Origin of the sequence: Psychrobacter sp. UBA2514 (assembly GCF_002341255.1) — a bacterium.
Lineage (GTDB): Bacteria > Pseudomonadota > Gammaproteobacteria > Pseudomonadales > Moraxellaceae > Psychrobacter > Psychrobacter pacificensis.
In genome coordinates this window covers 7,528-28,385 of the sequence record NZ_DDNS01000009.1, presented here as the reverse complement: position 1 = coordinate 28,385, position 20,858 = coordinate 7,528, and the positions used below count along the sequence as shown (strand labels likewise).

At 44.0% G+C, this 20,858-nt stretch carries 19 protein-coding genes; 18 read left to right on the top strand and 1 reads right to left on the bottom strand.

Going from position 1 to position 20,858, the window contains the following annotated elements; genetic code table 11:
- From ccoN to B3V51_RS02965, 6 genes are all read left to right on the top strand, one after another.
- Positions 1-1,176: cytochrome-c oxidase, cbb3-type subunit I (gene ccoN / locus B3V51_RS02990; RefSeq protein ID WP_286707932.1), on the top strand; the 1,176-nt coding region annotated here is incomplete at its 5' end.
- 9 nt (positions 1,177-1,185) lie between these two features.
- Positions 1,186-1,824: a cytochrome-c oxidase, cbb3-type subunit II gene (ccoO, locus tag B3V51_RS02985; RefSeq protein WP_093068117.1), complete on the top strand. Its 639-nt coding sequence runs from the start codon at positions 1,186-1,188 to the stop codon at positions 1,822-1,824.
- Positions 1,824-2,003, top strand: a complete 180-nt coding sequence (locus tag B3V51_RS02980; RefSeq protein WP_058024764.1) for a CcoQ/FixQ family Cbb3-type cytochrome c oxidase assembly chaperone — start codon at positions 1,824-1,826, stop codon at positions 2,001-2,003. The genes ccoO and B3V51_RS02980 overlap by 1 nt, the downstream gene beginning before the upstream one ends.
- Complete coding sequence (gene ccoP / locus B3V51_RS02975) at positions 2,003-3,148, top strand: cytochrome-c oxidase, cbb3-type subunit III (protein ID WP_071001899.1); 1,146 nt, start codon at positions 2,003-2,005, stop codon at positions 3,146-3,148. The genes B3V51_RS02980 and ccoP overlap by 1 nt, the downstream gene beginning before the upstream one ends.
- A 419-nt stretch (positions 3,149-3,567) precedes the next feature.
- Entirely contained in the window at positions 3,568-4,980 is a 1,413-nt protein-coding gene (gene ccoG / locus B3V51_RS02970; RefSeq protein ID WP_093068113.1) for a cytochrome c oxidase accessory protein CcoG, read from the top strand.
- 193 nt (positions 4,981-5,173) lie between these two features.
- The gene (locus tag B3V51_RS02965) at positions 5,174-5,755 is read left to right on the top strand and encodes a FixH family protein (protein ID WP_093068108.1); all 582 of its coding nucleotides are present in this window, start codon (positions 5,174-5,176) and stop codon (positions 5,753-5,755) included.
- Between the two features lie 105 nt (positions 5,756-5,860).
- Here the strand turns inward: B3V51_RS02965 and ttcA are convergent, their stop codons facing one another.
- On the bottom strand, positions 5,861-7,003 hold the full coding sequence (ttcA, locus tag B3V51_RS02960) for a tRNA 2-thiocytidine(32) synthetase TtcA (protein WP_093068104.1): 1,143 nt from the start codon (positions 7,001-7,003) through the stop codon (positions 5,861-5,863).
- Between the two features lie 309 nt (positions 7,004-7,312).
- Between ttcA and queC the strand changes: the two genes are divergently transcribed.
- From queC to B3V51_RS02900, 12 genes are all read left to right on the top strand, one after another.
- A complete protein-coding gene (queC, locus tag B3V51_RS02955) occupies positions 7,313-8,062 on the top strand; it encodes a 7-cyano-7-deazaguanine synthase QueC (protein ID WP_201587727.1) in 750 nt (249 codons plus the stop codon).
- Positions 8,063-8,337: 275 nt separating this feature from the next.
- Positions 8,338-8,667 carry a hypothetical protein gene (locus B3V51_RS02950; RefSeq protein ID WP_093068095.1) on the top strand — a complete coding sequence of 110 codons (330 nt, stop codon included), beginning with the start codon at positions 8,338-8,340 and terminating at the stop codon, positions 8,665-8,667.
- Positions 8,668-8,854: 187 nt separating this feature from the next.
- Entirely contained in the window at positions 8,855-9,352 is a 498-nt protein-coding gene (locus B3V51_RS02945; RefSeq protein WP_277077628.1) for a peroxiredoxin, read from the top strand.
- Between the two features lie 116 nt (positions 9,353-9,468).
- On the top strand, positions 9,469-10,959 hold the full coding sequence (locus tag B3V51_RS02940; RefSeq protein ID WP_093068090.1) for a dihydrolipoyl dehydrogenase: 1,491 nt from the start codon (positions 9,469-9,471) through the stop codon (positions 10,957-10,959).
- 147 nt (positions 10,960-11,106) lie between these two features.
- Positions 11,107-12,291 carry a mechanosensitive ion channel family protein gene (locus B3V51_RS02935; RefSeq protein ID WP_286707931.1) on the top strand — a complete coding sequence of 395 codons (1,185 nt, stop codon included), beginning with the start codon at positions 11,107-11,109 and terminating at the stop codon, positions 12,289-12,291.
- A gap of 175 nt (positions 12,292-12,466) precedes the next feature.
- Positions 12,467-14,761 carry a bifunctional 23S rRNA (guanine(2069)-N(7))-methyltransferase RlmK/23S rRNA (guanine(2445)-N(2))-methyltransferase RlmL gene (gene rlmKL, locus B3V51_RS02930; protein ID WP_286707930.1) on the top strand — a complete coding sequence of 765 codons (2,295 nt, stop codon included), beginning with the start codon at positions 12,467-12,469 and terminating at the stop codon, positions 14,759-14,761.
- A gap of 259 nt (positions 14,762-15,020) precedes the next feature.
- A complete protein-coding gene (locus B3V51_RS02925; RefSeq protein WP_058024753.1) occupies positions 15,021-15,596 on the top strand; it encodes a TerD family protein in 576 nt (191 codons plus the stop codon).
- Between the two features lie 222 nt (positions 15,597-15,818).
- The gene (locus tag B3V51_RS02920; protein ID WP_286707929.1) at positions 15,819-16,880 is read left to right on the top strand and encodes a DUF475 domain-containing protein; all 1,062 of its coding nucleotides are present in this window, start codon (positions 15,819-15,821) and stop codon (positions 16,878-16,880) included.
- A gap of 229 nt (positions 16,881-17,109) precedes the next feature.
- Complete coding sequence (locus tag B3V51_RS02915; protein WP_286707928.1) at positions 17,110-18,030, top strand: glutaminase; 921 nt, start codon at positions 17,110-17,112, stop codon at positions 18,028-18,030.
- A gap of 472 nt (positions 18,031-18,502) precedes the next feature.
- The gene (locus B3V51_RS02910; RefSeq protein WP_286707927.1) at positions 18,503-19,078 is read left to right on the top strand and encodes a TerD family protein; all 576 of its coding nucleotides are present in this window, start codon (positions 18,503-18,505) and stop codon (positions 19,076-19,078) included.
- Between the two features lie 207 nt (positions 19,079-19,285).
- Positions 19,286-20,038, top strand: a complete 753-nt coding sequence (locus tag B3V51_RS02905; protein ID WP_093068073.1) for a TIGR00266 family protein — start codon at positions 19,286-19,288, stop codon at positions 20,036-20,038.
- Positions 20,039-20,095: 57 nt separating this feature from the next.
- Positions 20,096-20,704, top strand: coding sequence for a TerD family protein (locus B3V51_RS02900; RefSeq protein ID WP_071001911.1), 609 nt, complete (start codon positions 20,096-20,098; stop codon positions 20,702-20,704).
- Positions 20,705-20,858 lie beyond the last annotated feature (154 nt).

Here is a 20,858-nt window from a genome sequence, read left to right as displayed (position 1 = left end):
TTTACCTTTTGGGGGTGGCAAGCAGTAATTGTTTCTGCTGTTATTACCCTTCCTCTAGGTTTGACGTCAAGTAAAGAGTACGCTGAGCTTGAGTGGCCTATTGATATCTTAATTGCTTTGGTATGGATCTCTTATGCCATTGTATTTTTTGGTACACTCATCAAACGCAAAACCTCACATATTTATGTGGCTAACTGGTTCTTTGCCGCCTTCATTATTACGATTGCACTACTACACATCGTAAACAGCATGGCTATCCCTGTTAGTGCGTTCAAATCTTACTCGCTATTTGGCGGTGCAACTGATGCCATGGTCCAGTGGTGGTACGGGCATAACGCGGTAGGTTTTTACTTAACGGCAGCTTTCCTTGGCATGATGTATTACTTCGTTCCAGTACAGATTGGTCGTCCTATCTACTCTTATCGCTTGTCTATCGTTCACTTTTGGGCATTGATTGCTTCATATATGTGGGCTGGTGGTCACCATTTGCATTATTCAGCGCTTCCTGATTGGACGCAGTCATTGGCAATGGTATTCTCCATCATTCTATTTGCACCCTCTTGGGGTGGTATGATTAACGGTGTACTCACGCTATCAGGTAGTTGGGATAAGCTACGTACCGATCCGATCATTCGCTTTATGATTGTGGCGTTGTCGTTCTACGCGATGTCGACGTTCGAAGGCCCAATGATGTCAATCAAGACAGTAAATGCTTTATCGCATAACACTGACTGGACAGTTGGTCACGTACACTCAGGCGCACTTGGCTGGGTTGGTATGATTACGATTGGTTCGCTATATGTACTGCTACCACGTGTCTATAACAAACCCAAAATGTACTCTATCAGCTTAATCACCACGCATTTTTGGCTGGCGACTGCAGGAACGATTTTCTATATCGTGTCTATGTGGATCTCAGGTATCGGCCAAGGCATGATGTGGCTTGCTACTAACCCAGACGGTACTTTGGTATATAGCTTCGTTGATACTGTTGAATTCTCGCATTTCCCATATATTGGCCGAGCTTTTGGTGGCTTCTTATATGTATCGGGTATGTTTGTTATGGCTTATAACTGCTATAAAACACTCAAAATGCCAGAAGGTAAGCCTGTAGATGTCGCTGATCCAACGGATCATGAACCTAGTGTCGAAAAACCTTCGACAGCTAACGTATAAGGAGCGATCATGGCTGGTACACCGCATGAAATTATTGAAAAAAATACAGGCTTGTTAGTCATTGGTATCGTCATTGCTATCAGTTTTGCAACGCTAGTTGAAATCGTGCCTTTGATTTATAACAACGACAGTCCTGAGGAAGGCGGTTTGAACAAGCCCCTTCCCGCTATGGAGCCTTGGACTGCGCTTGAATTTGAAGGTCGTGATATTTATATCCGTGAAGGATGTCACGTTTGTCATACGCAAATGGTTCGCCCACTACGTGCAGAAGTTGAACGTTATGGACCATACTCACGTGCCGCTGAGTCGACGTGGGATCACCCGTTTTTATGGGGATCGAAACGTACTGGACCAGACTTAGCACGTGTTGGTGGCCGTTATTCTGAAGATTGGCAAAAGCAGCATCTAATCAGTCCACGTTCGCTAGTGCCTGAGTCAGTCATGCCAGGTTTCCCATGGTTGGCCGAGAACGAAGTCGATGGTGAGAACATTCAAGCTAAAATGCGTCTATTCCGTGATCGCTTCGGTGTGCCTTATACTGAAGAAGATATCGAAGGTGCTCCAGATGCCGTACTTGGCGCCACTGAGCTTGATGCTTTGGTTGCCTATCTACAGCAGTTAGGTACCGCAATGGAAGGACAGCGCTAATGGGTATTGGTGAATTACAAACAATTGCGACCGTTTCTGCCTTTATTGCCTTCGTAGGCGTTGCATGGTGGGCGTATTCGCCAAAAAACAAAAAACGCTTCGAAGAAGATGCACAACTTGCGCTTGATGACGAGGACATTAGATCTCTGTCTGAAGAGCAGCGCAATAAGGATAAATGATGACATTTTTTTGGAGTTCTTGGATTACGCTAATCAGTTTTGGTTGTTGGGCGTTCATTCTTGGCGTTCTGCTGTTTGTATTAAAATACAAGCCAGAGGTTGAAGAAGACGGTACCACTGGTCATGAATACGATGGTATCCGAGAATACGATAAACCACTCCCTAAATGGTGGTTAGTGATATTTTTTGGCTCAATCGTCTGGGGCGTGGTTTACTGGGTGTTTTTCCCAGCCATGCTTCCGGGAAACTGGAACGGTCTTGCAACCATAAAAGTCGATGGTGAAGATGTACCATGGACTTCTAAAAACGAGCTGTTCAGTGAGCTTGAGAGCAACAACAAAGTATTTACAGATAACTTTGAAAAGAATATCTTGGTTAAAGCAGATGCAGCAGGCGCAACCGCGACACTAGCGACGCTAAACGAGCTACAAGCGACCATGCGTCGCAGTGACAATCCACCAGCGGATCTACAGGCACAAATCGATGAGAAGGTCACAGAACTTGCACCTTATGTCGAAAAACTGTCTGAAAATCCAAATGCTTTAAAAGTTGGTAGCCGTTTGTTCTTACAGAACTGTGCAGTATGTCATGGCTCGAATGCTAAGGGTGCCCCAGGCTATCCTAATCTGACTGACAATGATTGGTTGTATGGTGGTAAAGCCGGTAACATCTTGACCACGCTACACAATGGTCGTGTTGGTGGTATGGCAGCATGGCGTGATCAGCTTGGTGAAGACGGCATACGTGCGGTCGCTGAATATGTCTTATCACTATCAGGCAACCAAAATGACTATGATCTTGATCAAACGAAAGTTGCTCAAGGTAAAGTTATTTTTCATGAGCCGACCAACTGCGTTCTTTGTCATGGACCAGATGGTAAAGGTATGATTTCAGCTGGCGCACCGAATTTGACGGATAATATCTGGTTATATGGTGGTGATCGCGAGACCATTCGTGAAACGCTACGTTATGGCCGCGCAGGTGTAATGCCTCAGTGGGAAACGAAGCTAGGTAATGAGCGTATCATGCTACTTGCCGCTTACGTCTACTCACTATCGGACAAAACTGGCAAAGCACCTGAAACTGCGATGGCAAATACTGCAGCGACTCAGCCAGTAGCGACCAAAGAAGCTACTGCTAACTAAAACACTATTGCCGTACTGTACATGGATGAGATTTAATAAAGGGAGGACTGTCAGTACAGTTCTCCTTTTTTCGTTTATTTTTGCAGAATTTACCTAATAGTCGCTATCACAGATACTTCTCAGTAGACATTATTATGATCTATAGTGCTTGCTTTTTACGATTATTACCCCATTGTTAGTAGGGAGAATGTTAGAATAGCTGTTTTCAAAATGGCTAACGAGCCAGACTGATGATGTCTTAGCTCGATCTAATAACCCACTTATAATCAATTATTTAGTAAGTGTACTAGAGGACTTTTATTTAAGTCGCTATCCATTATTTACTGACATTGATAACATCATACATTCATATACTTCACGGCGAGAGGTATTTGTTCATCATGCCAGCAGACTGATTCTTTTTTTAAAGAGGCACGTTTATGTCAGCACAACAACAATCTAATAAAATCCCCGTACAGCAGGTCGATCTTGATGCCACCAAGCATCGAGTACATCCAAGGTTTGTGACAGGGTTTTATCAAAATATTCGTGTCATCACGATGTATGCCCTTTTGGCCGCTTTTTTAATTTTGCCGTGGCTGCGTTATAATGGCAGACAAGCAATATGGTTTGATGTTCCCTCACAGCATTACTATATTTTTGGTTTGACTTTTTTGACTCAAGATTTTTATTTTATTGCCGCATTTGCCATTATTGCAGCGTTTACTTTGTTTATGGTGACTGTATATGCTGGCCGCGTTTGGTGTGGTTATGCTTGTCCACAAACCATCTGGACGCATCTCTACCAGTACGTTGAAAAATGGGTCATTGGTGATCGCAATAAGCGCATGAAGTTTGATAAATCGCCTATGAGCGCGAGTAAAGTGTTCAAGCGAACGGTAGTCTATGCGATTTGGTTTGTACTTTCTGTGATTACAGCAGCAACCTTTGTCAGTTATGTGGCAGGTACAGATTCGCTTTATCATAGCTGGCAGACCGTGGGGCTGATTCCTTTTCCTGACTGGCCAACATGGGTATGGATATCGATGTTTATCTTTACCTTTGCCACTTATGCCAATGCAGGTTATATGCGTGAGCAGATGTGTGTACAGATTTGTCCTTATGGCCGCTTCCAAAGTGTGATGTTTGATAAAGATACGCTGATCGTATCGTACGACTATGAGCGTGGTGAGCCACGCGGCGCGCGTAAAAAAGGCACAAACCCTGAAGAGCTGGGTGACTGTATCGAATGTACCATGTGTGTGCAGGTCTGCCCCACTGGTATCGATATTCGTGATGGCTTGCAAGTTGCCTGTATCCAGTGCGCCGCCTGTATTGATGCTTGTAATGAGATTATGGACAAAGTTGGCTATCCACGCGGGCTGATTCGTTATACAACCGAGCGTCAGCTGGTCGAAAAAGAACCAAGCCGTGTATTTCGTCCACGATTATTTGCTTATTTGGCGCTATTGGCAGTGCTATGTGGCGGGGTTATCTATGCGTTGACAGACCGCGTGCCGCTAGAGATTGATATCCGCCGTGATCGTAACCAGTTATCATCTATCAATACCCAAGGCATGATTGAGAACAGCTATATCGTCAAGCTAACCAACAAAACCCAAGAGCCTCACAATTATAAAATAACGCTCGCACCGCAAGAGGGTCTGAGTTTAGAGCTGCGCTTCAACGATGTACCCTTAGAAGCAGGCGAAAGCTTCGATATGCCTGTCAGTATTTACGGTGACCCTGATGTGATTGAATTTGGTCAAACGCCAGTGACGTTAAATGTGACCAGTGAAGACGGTAAGTACAAAGTCAGTAAGCAAAACGTCTTTACGACTCAAGGTCAGTAATTCATCACTGAACTGATTATTTAGTTTCCTTTATATCATTCGGTAGTCAGCGACTTTGAGAGTCAAAGGCTATCGGGTGAATGATTTATGATTAAATTGGCAGCAGGTAGCCGTCAAATTGTCCGTTGATACCATTTGTCGATATCTGATAAGCAGATCTTTGATAAATAAGTATCTGATGAATAGGTATTTTATGTCTAATCCAGCACCGAATTTTAAACATCAAGATACTCAGCCATGGTACAAGAATTACATGGTTATGATTTTTGTGATTGGCATGCCAGCTGCGGTCGTGATCGCTTGTATCTGGTTTGTCTACTACTCTTACCAGATCCGCGACAGCGTGGTACGTGACGACTGGTATATGGATGGGAAGACGCTCTATCATGACGTCTCACGTGACAAGCTTGCTTATGATTTGGACTTGCATGGCAAAATGCAATTTGCGGATAATGGCGATGTTGTGTTTTATCTCAATTATCCTGAGCAAAGTGTGCAGTCAGGCAAGCTATTGAACGGCCAGCCACTTACTTATCCCGATACGCTTAATCTTTCAATCTCGCATGCCACCGATATCAAAAAAGACCGTGACGTCGTGCTAAAGCATGTTGAAGGCAATAAATACAGCGCCCAAGTAAATCTTGATTCGGTAAAAGCCAAATATTACCTGCAAGTGAATAACGATGGCAAGGACGATTGGCGTATGCAAGATGTTGCCAAGCTTCCGCGCTCAGAGGTTAGCTTTAAACCTTTATCTGTCTTTGCTAAAAGTTAATATTATTAAGCTATGCCCTAATATCTACATTTAAAAAAACCAGCCTTTTCTTTATGAATGGCTGGTTTTTTATGGGTTACTCGATCAGTATTCGCTCATGAGATGCTAAATAAGTGGGTTAATTGTTGGAATTTTCTGAGGTGTAGTTCTACTTGTTACAGCATTGTCTGATTCTGTTGCATACGGCTTATCGCTAGCAAACTTAGGATTGAACGTTTGCGTCTTTGGTGATACCGGCAAACCAATCTCAGCCAGACTGTCGGTCTGCCCTGATTGAATATTATCCCCCTCAAACAAACGCTCGTCGTTATCACGATCAAGACTGAGTGTCTCAAAGTCAAACAACTCACGATCCGCTAACTGTGATGGCGCTACGTTTTGCATTGCCTTAAAGATAGACGCCAAACGCTGCGGATGAGCGTCATCCCATTCGCGTAGCATGTCATTGATAATGGCACGTTGTAGATTGGTCTGGCTGCCACACAGATTACAAGGAATAATCGGGAATTCTTTTAATTTGGCATACTCGATGATGTCTTTTTCTTCGACATACGCCAATGGACGAATCAGCAGGTTTTGCTTGTCATCACTCAGCAGTTTAGGCGGCATGGATTTGAGCGCGCCGCCATGAAATAAATTCAAGAAGAAAGTCGCCAGCATGTCATCGCGATGATGACCCAAGGCGATTTTGGTCGCACCAATCTGCTTAGCAAAACCATACAACGAACCACGGCGCAGACGTGAACACGCTGAGCAATAGGTCTTGCCTTCTGGCACCACACTTTTGACAATACTATACGTATCTTTTTCCAAGATATAATGGGCAATGCCCTGCTCGTTTAGATAAGCAGGCAGAATATCTTCCGGATAGCCGGGCTGCTTTTGGTCAAGATTGACTGCGACGATATCGAAATGAATGGGGGCGATACGTTTTAGTAGGAGCAAAATATCCAGCAAGGTATAGCTGTCTTTACCGCCCGAGACACAGACCATCACCACATCGCCGTCTTCGATCATATTAAAATCACGAATGGCCCAAGAGACTTGGCGACGAAGCTTCTTTTGTAGCTTACGAAAAGCCGCAGATTCAGTAGGCGATTGTGAGTCAGTAGATTGTTCATCAACGATATCTTCATTGCTACCCTCTTCAGCATCAGCCTCTAAAACATAACGATTAAAGTCTGATTCATCAGACATCTCATCAAACTTAGGAGGAATGTTTGGCGTAAATAAGGTTGCTGGGGTCATAAGTTACTCAATATCTTTATAAGGATGATTTTACTATAAAGTAGTTTGCGATAAAGCACGATCAATGAGGTAGGGTTATCGATGCTTTAAAAGCGGCAATTATAACAAATATTGCTAACAGATTGAAAAGATGACAGTAATACGCACTTTATTTTTATTGCAATACTGCTTAGCATGGCTTTGTCGCTTTAGTGACGCGTGATTGATCGCTTCATGGTTCTGTAATAGCCGTATTTTTGCTAAAATAGCCGTTTTCGTAAACCAATAATAGATAACACTATGACTAACGTTACTTTGCAGAACCCCTCAATGAATCAAGCGTCCAACAGCAACGATACTCCTCACAAAAACCAAAATGCCGTGGTGCTTTTATCAGGTGGTCTCGATTCGGTGACGTGTTTGTATTGGGCAAAGGCGCACTATGCCTCGGTGACAGCGGTCAGCTTTGACTATGGGCAACGTCATAATAGTGAGCTTGTCGCAGCAAAGCGCATTGCTGAGACAGCAAGCGTCAATCATAGAATCATTGATATTGATATCGCCCAGCTTGGTGGCTCATCACTCACCGATCACAGCATGATCGTACCAGACGGCGATACCGACAAATTCCCTAATAAAAAGCGCGATGAGATCGATAACGATGCCATTCCGAATACTTATGTGCCTGCACGTAATACAATCTTTTTGTCTTATGCGCTAGCCGTCGCTGAAGTGACTGATGCCAATCATATCGTCATTGGGGTCAGCTCAGTCGATTACTCTGGCTATCCCGATTGCCGTCCAGAGTATATCGAAGCATTTGAGCACATGGCCAATCTGGCGACAAAAGCGGGCGTTACCGGTCATCGCTTGTCTATCCAAACCCCACTACAAAAGCTGTCCAAAGCTCAAACTATTGAGCTTGGTCTATCATTGGGCGTTGATTATGGACAAACGATTTCTTGCTACCGTGCCGATGTGAACGGACTTGCTTGCGGCGTTTGTGACAGCTGTGCGCTACGTCGCCAAGGCTTTGCTCAAGCTGGCGTCACTGACCCTACTCATTACCAAGCTGGATAGAGATACTGACTTTTTATCAAACAGCGGCATCAATCAACATTAGCGAAACATTCGCTTGCATTAACACAGCACGTCGACATTGTATTTTAATCAATATACTTGCTATGGTATGGACAATCATTTTTGCCAATTGAATAGATTACATGTGATATAGGTTACATGAGATATCACCAATGATTCAGTCACTCACATATCAGTGATCCAGCTGTCTGTTGATTATAAAATCACATTGAATACCAGAGTCAAAAATTGACACTATCTGTAAGAGGATATTTATGAAGTTATTGCCATTACTCCCCCTAGCCTTAGCTGCCACGTTCGCAATGCCGCAGGCGAATGCTACTGATATTAAGCAAAGTAATATCAACTCATGCGTCGATGGCGCAGTTAAATATAAAGTCGCTAGTAAAAGTGATGCGACAAAGTTATGTAAGTGCACTATCGGTGTGCGTAGCAACATGACGATTGGTCAGATGTGGGAGATTGAGAGCTACGCAAAAGACAAAAAAGATCCTTCAAGCTTGCCATACGTCAAGACCATGCAAAAAAACCTGCAGCAGTGCACAGTCGGCTTAGACTTGAAGCAGCCGCAAAAGCCTGCTTAATTACTATTTGTTTGATATACAAAAGACTGGCCATTGCCAGTCTTTTTTGTTACCAATGGATGAGCAAAGTGTAAAACTGATTATTTATTGCTACCAATCTGCCTATAATAAGAAGACGATAAATAAAACCCTATCTAAACCATCAAAAAAACCAATATACATAACCAAAATCAATAAGGATTTTACCATGGCAAAACCAACAACAGAAACGATCAACCTACCCGACTTTCCAGTGACCATCGTACGCAAACTTGCCGGAAACTTTATCCATGATGAGATCAGTCTCAAAGAGATGGTTGCCAATACCGACAAAGGTCTTATTCTCTATTTTTATCCTAAAGACAATACACCAGGCTGTACCACGCAAGCGACGGAATTTACCTCACATCTTCATGATTTTGATGACTTAGGTTATGACATTATTGGCGTCTCTCGTGACAGCGTTGAGTCACATGAGAAGTTCATCGATAAATACGACTTACAGATCCCACTTGTCAGTGACACTGATGAAAAGCTATGCCAGTATTTTGAAGTCATTAAAGAGAAAAACATGTACGGCAATATTACTTTGGGACTGGTGAGATCAGCATTTGTATTTGATAAAGAAGGCAAGCTGACTCACGCACAGCGTAACTTACGTGCCAAAGATTACACCAGTCGTCTACTCAGCATATTGGCACCATAACCTGATCGTTATAACAGAGTACATTTTTGCCGCAAAAACGATAAAACGCGCGAATATAAGGCTCTGAGTCACTGGTCAACACATACGCTTATAATCCCTTCTTACTAGAGAATCATATGAATAAACAGTCTGGTACTACTACTGATAAGGCACCGCAAAAAATCACGCGCAACGTCTCTGTTGCCGTTATCGGTGCAGGCACGGCTGGTCAAAATGCCTTTCGCCAAGCGAGCAAAATTAAAGACGATGTCGTCATTATCAATGAAGGGTTTTGGACCACTACCTGTGTCACTGTCGGCTGTATGCCTAGCAAACTGCTGATTGCAGCCGCTGACCGTGCACACGATGCCAACCATTCTGGCGACTTTGGGGTTCATGCCACGGTAAAAATAGATGGCAAGCAAGTGATGCAGCGCGTGCGTGATGAGCGCAGTCATTTTGCAAGCTACATCAAAAAACAAGTAGATAGCTGGCCTGATCACAAAAAAATCGATGGGCGTGCTCATATCAATGAGCATGGACTAATCGAGGTCAATGATGAGCTCATTGCCGCAGAGCAAATCATTGTGGCAACTGGCAGCTCACCTTTTATACCTGACGGTTGGGCTGATAAACTGGGTGACACGATGCTCACCTCTGATAGCGTGTTTGAGCTTACAGACTTACCCAAATCTATGGCAGTAGTAGGCGCAGGAGCCATTGGTCTAGAGCTTGCACAAGCATTTACGCGCTTGGGCGTAGAGGTTACGCTACTCAACCGAGTCAAACAGGTTGCTGGTCTCAAGGATAATGACATCAACCAAAAAGCCATCGAGTGCTTAAGTCATGAGCTTACCATGCACTTGGGAAGCAAGATTACTGATGTGGGTCAAAACGTAAATAAAGACACTCAAACTGCGTTTATTGAATATGAAGACAGTGCTGGTGAGTCAAGACAATGGCAAGGCGACTGTGTCTTGGTCGCGACTGGTCGCCGCAACAACATCAAGCAGTTGGGTGTCGAACACTTAGGCGTTGAGCTTGATGACAAAAACCGCCCGAAAAAGTTGAGTAAAAAAACAGGGCAAATTGGTGATTCAGATATCTATATCGTTGGAGACGCCAATGCTCACATTCCTCTACTGCATGTAGCGAGTGATGAGGGCTATAGTGCTGGCAACATGGTCTGTGAAAATACCGAAGATGCTTATATTCGCCCGCCCGCCACCCCATTTTCTATCGTATTTTGTTCACCGCAAATCGTCAATGTCGGAATGTCTCTACCCGAGATCCAAAAAGACCCTGAGCTGGAATTTGTGATTGGTCGCGTCAGTTTTGACAACCAAGGGCGCAGCCGTGTGATGGGCGTTAATTGTGGTCTGCTACATATCTATGCCTGCAAAAAAACCGACAGAATATTAGGCGCGAGCATGGTGGGCCCTGATGCCGAGTATATCGGTCATATATTAGCCACAGCGATTACCAATGACTTGAGCATTAAAGAGATGCTTGACACGCCTTTTTATCACCCTACGATATTAGAAGGACTGCGTACGGCACTCCGTGATGTGCAGGACAAAATGGAGATACCCTATCAATCTCAAGACGCGCAAGAAGACAATTTTTAATTTACAGTTAGGCCTTGCTCTAAAAAATAGAGTTAGGCTTAGTCATCACTCATGCTATATTTGATTGACTAGACAACTTGAGGTGACGTGTGACCGGACACCTCATTTATCAAACCTTGTATAAACACACCCTGCATGGACGAAAAAATGCCAATCGCTAGTGTTACCGACTTTTTTAAAGAAATCATTCGTGACCTGCATACTAGCCTCTACCTTGCGCTTGGTGGCTCTATAGACGAAGAGACACTCAACTGGTCTTCTCAAGCAGTAGAGCTTGCTAGCACTGGCATAAAGATCCTAATACTGCTTGCGGTATTGGGATTTTTTTATTGGTTGGCCAATTATATTCTTAGACAAAGTAAAACTAAGATTCGTTTAAACGATCGCCGTACCAAGATTGCCCGCTCAACGCTACGTTACGTTTGGATTGTCGCCAGTCTGATAGCGATCATGAGTCAGATAAATTTTGAACCAGAAACCATCAAGGCGACAGCAAAAGCAAGTACGTGGGCTGGTATCTACTACGTACTGTGGGCGTCGTCTGGTCAGATTATTCATAAAGTCCTACAGCATTATGGACTCAATGCCTCGATAGAGCAGCTGCTCAAAAATATCTTGTCGGTACTCCTGTTGGTACTTGGGCTTGCCAGCGTGATGGCACAATTTGGTTTTGATATCGTGTCGCTCGTTGCAGGTTTGGGTATTGTCGGCTTAGCTGTCGGTTTCGCTGCTCAATCGACGCTTGCCAACTTTATCGCCGGTATCACTATTTTGCTGGAGCAGTCCTTTCAAGTCGGTGACTGGATTCATATCAATGATACTGAGGGGCGCGTGGTGCTTATTGCCTTGCGCACTACCCATATCCTAACTCGAGACAATATTACTGTTATTATTCCAAACTCTAATGTCGCCTCCTCAGAAGTGATTAACTTAACCTCCAAAAACTTTATACGTTTCGATATTCGCGTGCGTATTGCCTTCGAAGATGATATTGAGATTGCACGCAAAGAGATTTTGCAAGTACTCAGCAATACCGATGCAGTACTCAATCGTCCTGAGACCTCAGCGACCGTGGCCGAAATCGGAGAGTATGGCGTATTTTTTATCGTGCGTTTTTGGGTCAAGCCAGCAGCCGTGGCACGTATACCCAAAATCAAAGAAGTGCTACAAGAAGAGATAAAAATTGCCTTTGATGCGGCCAATATCTCGACGCCTTATCCACATATGCGCCTGCTCATGCCAAAAGACGTCGACTACCCTATCGCGACTAAACCTTTTGCAACCACCACTCAAGTTGTATCAGGAAAGGGATCATTGGCAAAGGATGAGTAGCTGACTTATTTTCATGTATTTAGTTATCGCACCTTAAACCTATCGTACCTTAAACCTATCGCACCTTAAACATAGCCACTTTGAACCATCCTACCGTGAATTATGGTAAAATTACTGGTTAAAACATCTATTTTATTATTTGCCTCTTTTGTCAATTTAGCCCACAGGTATCCGTATGACCGAACAAACCGCAGCTGCACCCTCTTCTACATTGTCGCTTGATCTTATCATTACTTGTGCCGATGGGCTTGAGGCACCGCTGCAGACTGAGCTGACAACTTTCGGTATTGATAGCGAAATCAAGAGTACTGGTCGTCTTGCCGTCACGGGTGATTTACGCGACTTGTATACCATCTGCCTTTGGTCACGTGTGGCTTCGCGGGTATTGATGCTCATCAAACGCAAAAACATCAATGCAGAATACGATGTTGCAGAGCAGCTATATGGTTTGGCAAAATCGGTTAACTGGACTGAGCAGTTTAGCTTAGAGCAAACCTTTGCCATCCGTCTGTCTGTCGATAAGCGCGTTGCCGTCAGCCAGCAGTTTGCCATGCTACGTGTCAAAGACGCCATTGCGGACACCTTCAACGAAGTGTACGACAGCCGTCCGAATGTCGATAGCAAAAACCCAGATTTTTCTATCTTTGCGACCGTCAATGACAAACAGGCCGAGCTGTATTTAGATTTATCAGGGACCAGTTTGCATCGCCGTGGTTATCGCGTGGCTATGACTGAAGCCCCATTAAAAGAAAACTTGGCAGCCGCCCTACTCTATAGCGCTGGTTGGCACAAGAAAAACGATGCAGGCGACGCGCCTTACTATGATGCGTTAATAGACCCAATGTGTGGCTCTGGTACCTTCCTTATCGAAGCGCTACTTATGCATTGTGATTATGCTGTAGGTATCGACAAAGCGGCCAATCAATTTGGCTTCTATGAGTGGCAGCATCATGACGAGACGCTATGGCAGGAGATGATCGAGGATGCACAGACACGTTTTCGCGAAGCATTAGAGATTGCCATTGAGCAACCAGATACGCTGCCGCTTGTGTTGGGTTTTGATGCTGATAATGGCGCGATTATCGCAACCGAAAAAAACCTCATCGCGGCAGGACTTCAAGATTTGCTTCCGCTACTAGACATCGAACAGCGTGCGCTTGATCAACTTGGTAGTGCCCTAAAACCGCTCGTGGATGACGGTCGATTGAGTAATCCTTTAATCATTACCAACCCGCCTTATGGTGAGCGTTTGGGTGATGAAGAAATGATTAAGCCACTGTATCAAGCCATTGGCCTGATTGTACAAGACAGCTTTGCTGGCAGCGGTATCGATCCAATGCTTGGCATATTGGCTGCTCGTGTCGAGCAAGTAGATATCCTACCGATTAAAGAACCAAAAACGTTACGCTGTCATAATGGCGCGATCACCGTCTATTTCCGCTACGGAACGCTTATCGCTGGACAGACAGGCAATCTTGTCAGCCGTTTTGAGAAGCGTGAGATCGACGTAGAAGACGGACAAGACTTTATTAATCGTCTACAAAAAAACCTGACCAAGCTTAAGAAACTGGCGAAAAAAGACAATGTCAGTAACATTCGTGTCTATGACGCCGATTTGCCTGACTTTAAGGTTGCTATCGATTTATACGGCGATTATGCCCACGTGCAAGAGTATGCACCGCCTAAGACTATTCCACCTCAAACAGCCAAAAAACGCTTTAATCTAGCGCTGATGGGTATCCGTGAAGTGTTTGATATTAATCGTGAGCAAATCTTTATCAAAACGCGTGCCCGTCAGTCTGGTAACGATCAGTACAGTAAACAGAACACCACAGAAAAACGCGGCAAGTTTCATGTCGCCCGCGAAGATGGGGCGTATTTTTATGTCAACTTTACCGACTATCTCGATACGGGGCTTTTCATTGATCACCGTAATATGCGCGCACGGATCAAAGACAACAGCCGCGGTAAATCTGTACTTAACCTGTTTGCTTATACTTGTACCGCCAGTGTGCATGCAGCGCTTGCTGGTGCCAAAAAAGTCACGAGCGTTGATTTGTCACAGAACTACCTAGATTGGGGCAAACAAAACTTTGCCTTGAACGGTCTAGACGTCAGCCGCAATAAATATCAATTCGTTGCCGCCGATATTTTTGAGTGGATCAAGGACAACACCGAACAGTTCGACATTATCTTTATTGATCCACCGACGTTCTCAAACTCGAAGAAGTTCCAAGGAACCTTTGATGTGCAGCGTGATCATGCAGCTCTGATCAATCGGGCCATGAACCGCTTAACCTCTGATGGCGTGTTGTATTTTTCTAATAATTTTACCCGCTTTGAGCTAGATGAGCAGCTGACCCAGCGCTACGATATCGTCAATATTACCCAAAAGACGATCGGCTTTGATTTTAATATCAAAAAGCCTATTCATCAAAGCTTTGAGATTCGTCATCGTCAGAGTCTATAGATAAGCATTTATGGGTGAGCACTGCTGCTATACTGGCAAATGCCATGAACAAGGTAGCTATAATGAGTAACGTAACTGCCTGAAACTTAAGTTTTTTGGCCAATGTATATGAAATATAACCATGACCCAATCGGCTTTGATTGGGTCATTTTTTGTTGTTATGATAGAGCATTACTAGGCGATGGATTTGCGCAGTGATAGCGTAAGCATCGCCTTTTATGTCATTAAATCTCTAACGTCTAATAACAAGGATAACACCATGGCTCTATCACTTAACAAAGGCGGTAACTTATCGCTAACGAAAACTGATCCAAATTTGACCAAGCTACTAATCGGTCTAGGCTGGGATGAGCGCGCCACCTCTGGTGCTGAGTTTGATCTGGATGCCAGTGTATTTTTGCTAAATGGTGCAGGTAAAGTGCGCGGCGACCATGATTTTATCTTCTATAATCAGCTGAAATCTGATAATGGCGCGGTCGAGCACACGGGTGACAACCGTACTGGCGAAGGCGATGGTGATGATGAAGTTATCAAAGTAAACTTAACCCAAGTACCTGCTGACGTTGATAAAGTAGTCGTGACGGTGACTATCCATGACGCTGCTACTCGCAACCAAAACTTCGGTCAGGTAGCCAATGCCTTTATCCGCGTTGTTAACGAAGAAACCGGTACTGAAGTGGTACGTTTTGATCTAGCAGAAGATTACTCTGTTGAGACAGCCATGGTATTCGGTGAAGTATATCGCCATAACGGTGAATGGAAGTTCCGCGCGGTAGGTCAAGGTTATTCAGGTGGCTTACAGGCGATGTGTCATCAGTACGGCGTTGATATCTAGAGCCTTATTTTTATTGGCATTTGGCCTATCAGCCATTCCGATTATCACGTCCAAGATATCAAGCGACCATCGTTGCAAATAGTCACAATTTTTAATGCCCCAATGACTAGCAATGCTTTACGTTTCGTTTAAAATTATGCATAAAAAGTGGTTAGCAATAACCACTTTTTTGCGGCTTGTGTCTATAATAGACCAGCTTTACGCAACCAGATAGGATGTGTCATGAGACATTTTTATTTAGATATTATCTTCACAATCATTGCCTTAGCAATAGCGGCATGGTGGGGATATTCACATGGCGGTATGGGTGGGATGATAACCACGCTATCGATTACCGCTATTTTGGCCGTCATGGAGATTTCGTTATCTTTTGATAACGCGGTGGTCAACGCTTCAGTCCTTAAGGGCTGGGACGAATTTTGGAAAAAGATATTTTTAACCGTGGGTATTTTAATTGCGGTATTCGGTATGCGCTTGGTCTTCCCTATTGTCATCGTTGCGGTTACCGCTGACCTTGGTATGATGCAAGTGATCGATTTGGCCTTGAACAATCCTCAAGAATACTCAGCCAGATTGATGGCGCACCATGCTGAAATCTCAGCCTTTGGTGGTATTTTCTTACTATTGGTTTTCTTGAACTTTATTTTTGATGACAAAGATGTCCATTGGTTTGACTGGCTTGAGAGCCGTTTGGTCAAGCTAGGCAAAGTCGATGCGATGAGCGTATTTGTTGCGCTTATCGTCTTAATGATTGCGGTATCATGGGCCAGTGCAGAGCAGTCAAGTGCTGTGCTCGTTGCTGGCGTTTGGGGCATTCTAGTATACCTTGGTGTACAGGTTGTCTCTGGTATGCTAGAAGGTGACCTCGAAGAAGACTTAGAAAACGAAGGAAGTGGCGCAGCCGCAACCAGCGCTATCATGAAAGGCGGTATCATTGGTTTCTTATACTTAGAAATCCTCGATGCTTCATTCAGTTTCGATGGTGTGATTGGCGCATTTGCCATTACCAATGATGTCATTGTTATCATGCTTGGTCTTGCCATTGGTGCGATGTTCGTACGTTCGATGACTATCTTCTTGGTAGACAAAGGCACGCTTGATGAGTTTATTTATCTTGAGCATGGCGCACATTACGCCATCGGTGCCTTAGCCATCATTATGCTGTTGTCAGTGAAGTTCCATGTACCAGAAATTATTACTGGTCTTATCGGTATTGCCTTTATTGGTTTTGCATTATGGGCGTCGCTGAAACATCGTAAAGCGGAAGCAGCAAGGCTTAATTAGCACCTGTTGTTCGCATGATGCTGTATAGCTTTGAGCAGGTCGTATCATCAGATATGGCCTGCTTTTTTGCGTTATAATGGCAGGCATGAGTCACACAGCGAATCCTTACCTATCGCTAAAATACATGCGTATTTTGCTTCACATACAATTTTTTCATCACTACTATACGTTATTCGGTTAGAATCTTCGTCCTTTAATTGCTCACCAAAAATGAGACCCTTCAAGCACTATGCAACAGATTCTTGATGATATTGCCGCACAGATGGCACTTGAAACCGATCGTGGAAAAGTAGCGGACTATATCCCGCAACTGGCCCATGTAGATCCAAACCAGTTTGGTATTGCAGTAGCGACACCTGACGGAAAGATGTATACAGCGGGCAATGCGAGCACTCTGTTTTCGATCCAAAGTATCTCCAAGATATTTACTCTAACCATCGCACTTGGCAAATTGGGCGATGGGCTTTGGACACACGTTGGTCGTGAACCCTCAGGTGATCCTTTCAACTCAATCGTCATGCTAGAACATGAAACTGGTCGACCGCGCAATCCATTCATCAATGCTGGTGCCATTGCGGTGGTGGATGCGATCATGATGGGTCACGAACCTAAAGAAACCTTGGGTGAGATCCTACAGTTTGTGCACTTTATTACGGACGATGAGTCCATCCGTTTTGACCACAAAGTGGCAGCGTCTGAGATGGCGCACAAAGACCGCAACGCCTCGCTTGCGTACTTTATGAAATCCTTTGGTCGTCTCAAGCACGATGTAGATAAGGTGTTGGGGGTTTATTTTCATCAATGCTCGATTGAGATGAATTGCCAGCAATTAGCCAGCGCTGGTCTGTACTTGGTCTCCAACGGGGTTGATAAGCACTCAGGGGTACGTGTAATTAACGAGCACCGCGCAAGAAGGATTAACTCGCTAATGATGATGTGCGGTCATTACGATGGGTCTGGTGAGTTTGCCTATCGCGTCGGTTTGCCTGGTAAAAGTGGGGTTGGTGGCGGTATTTTGACCATAGCTCCCGGCAAAGGCTCTATCGCTGTCTGGTCGCTAGGGCTGGATCATATCGGAAACTCCAAGCTTGGGTTGAAAGCATTAGAGCTGTTTGTACAAGAAACAGGCTGGTCGGTTTTTGCCGAATAAAACCTTTATCTAAATACTTTTATTAATGGATTATTCAGTACAATATTACGTTTAAATTTTATTGAGTTGTCAAGCTTATAGCGGGTCGTACCAACATATCCGGTACGACCCGCTTTTTTTGGTTATGTCTTTGCAACTTAGGGTAGGTTTCTCTTCATTCTATGGCTTAATCCAAAGGAAACAGTCATTAAATAATTTACCTTTGCATAACAATACGTTAACCACTATTGCTAAGATGATTAAAAAGTATCAAAAATGCAGGGTTATTATGTCGCTTAGTAAGCATATAGTAAGCGCACAAAATACGCCTTGCTTAGTGAGCAAACGCTTAGTATAGTAAAACGTAATGATATGCAGAACGTGGTATACAGCTAGGTTCTTTACCAGTTGCCCTTTCATATCAGTCACTGCACAACTTTTAATTTATTTTTTCGACCCAATCCACTTAATTATTAATCCAAAGGGTATTTGTATGGCTATTAGCTTAACAAAAGGCGGCAACGTAAACTTATCAAAAGAAGCACCAGGTTTAACCAACATCACAGTTGGTTTAGGCTGGGGTCCACGCGCAACTGACGGTCAAGAGTTTGATTTGGACGCTATTGCCTTCTTAATCAACGAAGCAGGCAAAGTCCGTAACGATCAAGATTTTATCTTTTTTAATAACCTAAAGTCAGACAATGGCGCCGTTGAGCACACTGGTGATAACCGTACTGGCGAAGGCGATGGCGATGACGAAAAAATCAAAATAAATCTTGCGAGCATCCCAGCTGATGTAAACAAAGTTGCCATTTGTGCCATCATCTATGAAGGCCAAGCACGTAACCAAAACTTCGGTCAAGTTGGCGATGCTTATATCCGTGTTGTAAATGATAATGGTCAATCTGAAATCGCCCGTTACGACCTATCAGAAGATGGCAGCACTGAAACGGCTATGATCTTTGGTGAGCTATATCGTCATAACGGTGACTGGAAATTCCGTGCCGTCGGTCAAGGTTTCAGCGGTGGTCTTGGACCATTAGCAGCGTCTTACGGCGTAAACGTGTAACGTTAAATTGACGTAAATATCTAGCGAGCCAAGCGTTGCTATCAGTTTTCTGATAGCAACGCCTATGAGCCATCAAGTGTGCCCTTTTAACGCATTTGATGGCTTTAAATTTAATAGGCTCATCAATATAAAAACGCTAACACATAGGTCTATCCCCCCCACATTAAGAGCACCTATCAAAGATATCAGAATAAGGATTTGCACCCCATGGCCGCAACATTCAGTTTAATCGGTACTATTGAGCCTTTTTTGCATTGTAATCTCAAAAAAGGTGATTCAATTTATTGTGAAGCCAATGCAATGGTAATGATGGAGTCTAACCTTGAGCTAAAAGGTAAGCTACAAGGTGGACTGATGCAATCGCTTATGCGCCGCTTTGCCAATGATGAATCGTTATTTCAACAGCAGATTGAAGCAGTCCATGGCGAAGGCGACTGTTTGCTTGCCCCCACACTAGATGGCGATATGCAAATCATCGAGGTGGGATCACAGCAATATACCTTGAGTGATGGTGCTTTTGTCGCGGCGCAAACTGGCGTTGATATCAGAGCCAATATTCAGCGTAATCTGGGCGGTGCGGTATTCGGTGATACTGGTGGCTTTATGGTCATGCAGACGCAAGGAAAAGGTCAGGTTGTGGTATCTGGTTTTGGCTCATTGTTTGAGATTGAGGTCACCCCAGACAAAGATGTCATTATTGATAATGGTCATGTGGTTTGCTGGGATTCAAATCTCGATTATAAACTGTCCGTCTCGACCAGCAAGAAAAAAGGCATCATGAGTAATATCATCAACTCGGTCACCAGTGGCGAGGGTATGGTTCTGAACTTCTCAGGAAGCGGTAAAGTCATTATTTGCTCGCGCAATCGTGACAGCTATCAAGGTTGGCTGCAAAGTGTCTTAGGAACGAGCTCAGGTGGACGCGGCGGCGGCGGTGGTTTTTTAGATAATATCTTATAGCGTTTTTTAGAACTATGTTTAAGCAGTTTTACTCACAATTATTATAAGGATACTCACATGGCAGTTAGTCTACAAAAGGGACAGAAGATCTCCCTAAGCAAAGAAGCAGGCGGCGAGCTGACTCAAGTCAAATTAGGTCTAGGTTGGGATGTCGCTCAAAATCCACAAGACAAAAAAGGTGGCTTTTTAGGTAAATTATTCGGCGGTGGTAGCGGCGGCGATTCTATCGATTTGGATGCTTCGTGCATTATGTTTGACGCAAACAAACAAGCGGTCGATGCTATCTGGTTCAGTCAGCTTAAATCAAAAGATGGCAGTATCGTGCATACAGGCGACAACCGTACTGGCGACGGTGATGGTGATGATGAAGTCATCGACGTTGATCTCTCAAGAGTCCCAGCCAACGTGACTTCACTAGTGTTTACGGTCAATAGCTTTACGGGTCAGACATTTGAGACCGTCGAAAACGCGTTTTGCCGTATCGTTAATGCCAATAACAACAGCGAAGTAGCTCGCTACAACTTATCGGCACAAGGTGGACATACTGCTATGGTGATGGCAAAAGTCTATCGGCATAACAATGAATGGAAAATGCACGCTATTGGCGAGACTGCGTCTGGTCGCACTTTCCATGATTTAATGCCTGCAATTACGCCGCACGCATAACTGAGTTGAGCCTTTAACTGGAGTATTACTAATCCAGTTGAATAATTTATTTCAAAAAAGAGCGGCCCATCTATCAATAGATGGGCCGCTCTTTTTATCAATGGGCTTTTACACTATAGTCAATCCTAAATAAAACAGATACATTATATATCAA

Bases quoted from the DNA above. Each gene is read 5' to 3' on its own strand.
- ccoO (WP_093068117.1), top strand. From the start codon at position 1,186: ATGGCTGGTACACCGCATGAAATTATTGAAAAAAATACAGGCTTGTTA.
- B3V51_RS02980 (WP_058024764.1), top strand. From the start codon at position 1,824: ATGGGTATTGGTGAATTACAAACAATTGCGACCGTTTCTGCCTTTATT.
- ccoP (WP_071001899.1), top strand. From the start codon at position 2,003: ATGACATTTTTTTGGAGTTCTTGGATTACGCTAATCAGTTTTGGTTGT.
- ccoG (WP_093068113.1), top strand. From the start codon at position 3,568: ATGTCAGCACAACAACAATCTAATAAAATCCCCGTACAGCAGGTCGAT.
- B3V51_RS02965 (WP_093068108.1), top strand. From the start codon at position 5,174: ATGTCTAATCCAGCACCGAATTTTAAACATCAAGATACTCAGCCATGG.
- ttcA (WP_093068104.1), bottom strand. From the start codon at position 7,003: ATGACCCCAGCAACCTTATTTACGCCAAACATTCCTCCTAAGTTTGAT.
- queC (WP_201587727.1), top strand. From the start codon at position 7,313: ATGAATCAAGCGTCCAACAGCAACGATACTCCTCACAAAAACCAAAAT.
- B3V51_RS02950 (WP_093068095.1), top strand. From the start codon at position 8,338: ATGAAGTTATTGCCATTACTCCCCCTAGCCTTAGCTGCCACGTTCGCA.
- B3V51_RS02945 (WP_277077628.1), top strand. From the start codon at position 8,855: ATGGCAAAACCAACAACAGAAACGATCAACCTACCCGACTTTCCAGTG.
- B3V51_RS02940 (WP_093068090.1), top strand. From the start codon at position 9,469: ATGAATAAACAGTCTGGTACTACTACTGATAAGGCACCGCAAAAAATC.
- B3V51_RS02935 (WP_286707931.1), top strand. From the start codon at position 11,107: ATGCCAATCGCTAGTGTTACCGACTTTTTTAAAGAAATCATTCGTGAC.
- rlmKL (WP_286707930.1), top strand. From the start codon at position 12,467: ATGACCGAACAAACCGCAGCTGCACCCTCTTCTACATTGTCGCTTGAT.
- B3V51_RS02925 (WP_058024753.1), top strand. From the start codon at position 15,021: ATGGCTCTATCACTTAACAAAGGCGGTAACTTATCGCTAACGAAAACT.
- B3V51_RS02920 (WP_286707929.1), top strand. From the start codon at position 15,819: ATGAGACATTTTTATTTAGATATTATCTTCACAATCATTGCCTTAGCA.
- B3V51_RS02915 (WP_286707928.1), top strand. From the start codon at position 17,110: ATGCAACAGATTCTTGATGATATTGCCGCACAGATGGCACTTGAAACC.
- B3V51_RS02910 (WP_286707927.1), top strand. From the start codon at position 18,503: ATGGCTATTAGCTTAACAAAAGGCGGCAACGTAAACTTATCAAAAGAA.
- B3V51_RS02905 (WP_093068073.1), top strand. From the start codon at position 19,286: ATGGCCGCAACATTCAGTTTAATCGGTACTATTGAGCCTTTTTTGCAT.
- B3V51_RS02900 (WP_071001911.1), top strand. From the start codon at position 20,096: ATGGCAGTTAGTCTACAAAAGGGACAGAAGATCTCCCTAAGCAAAGAA.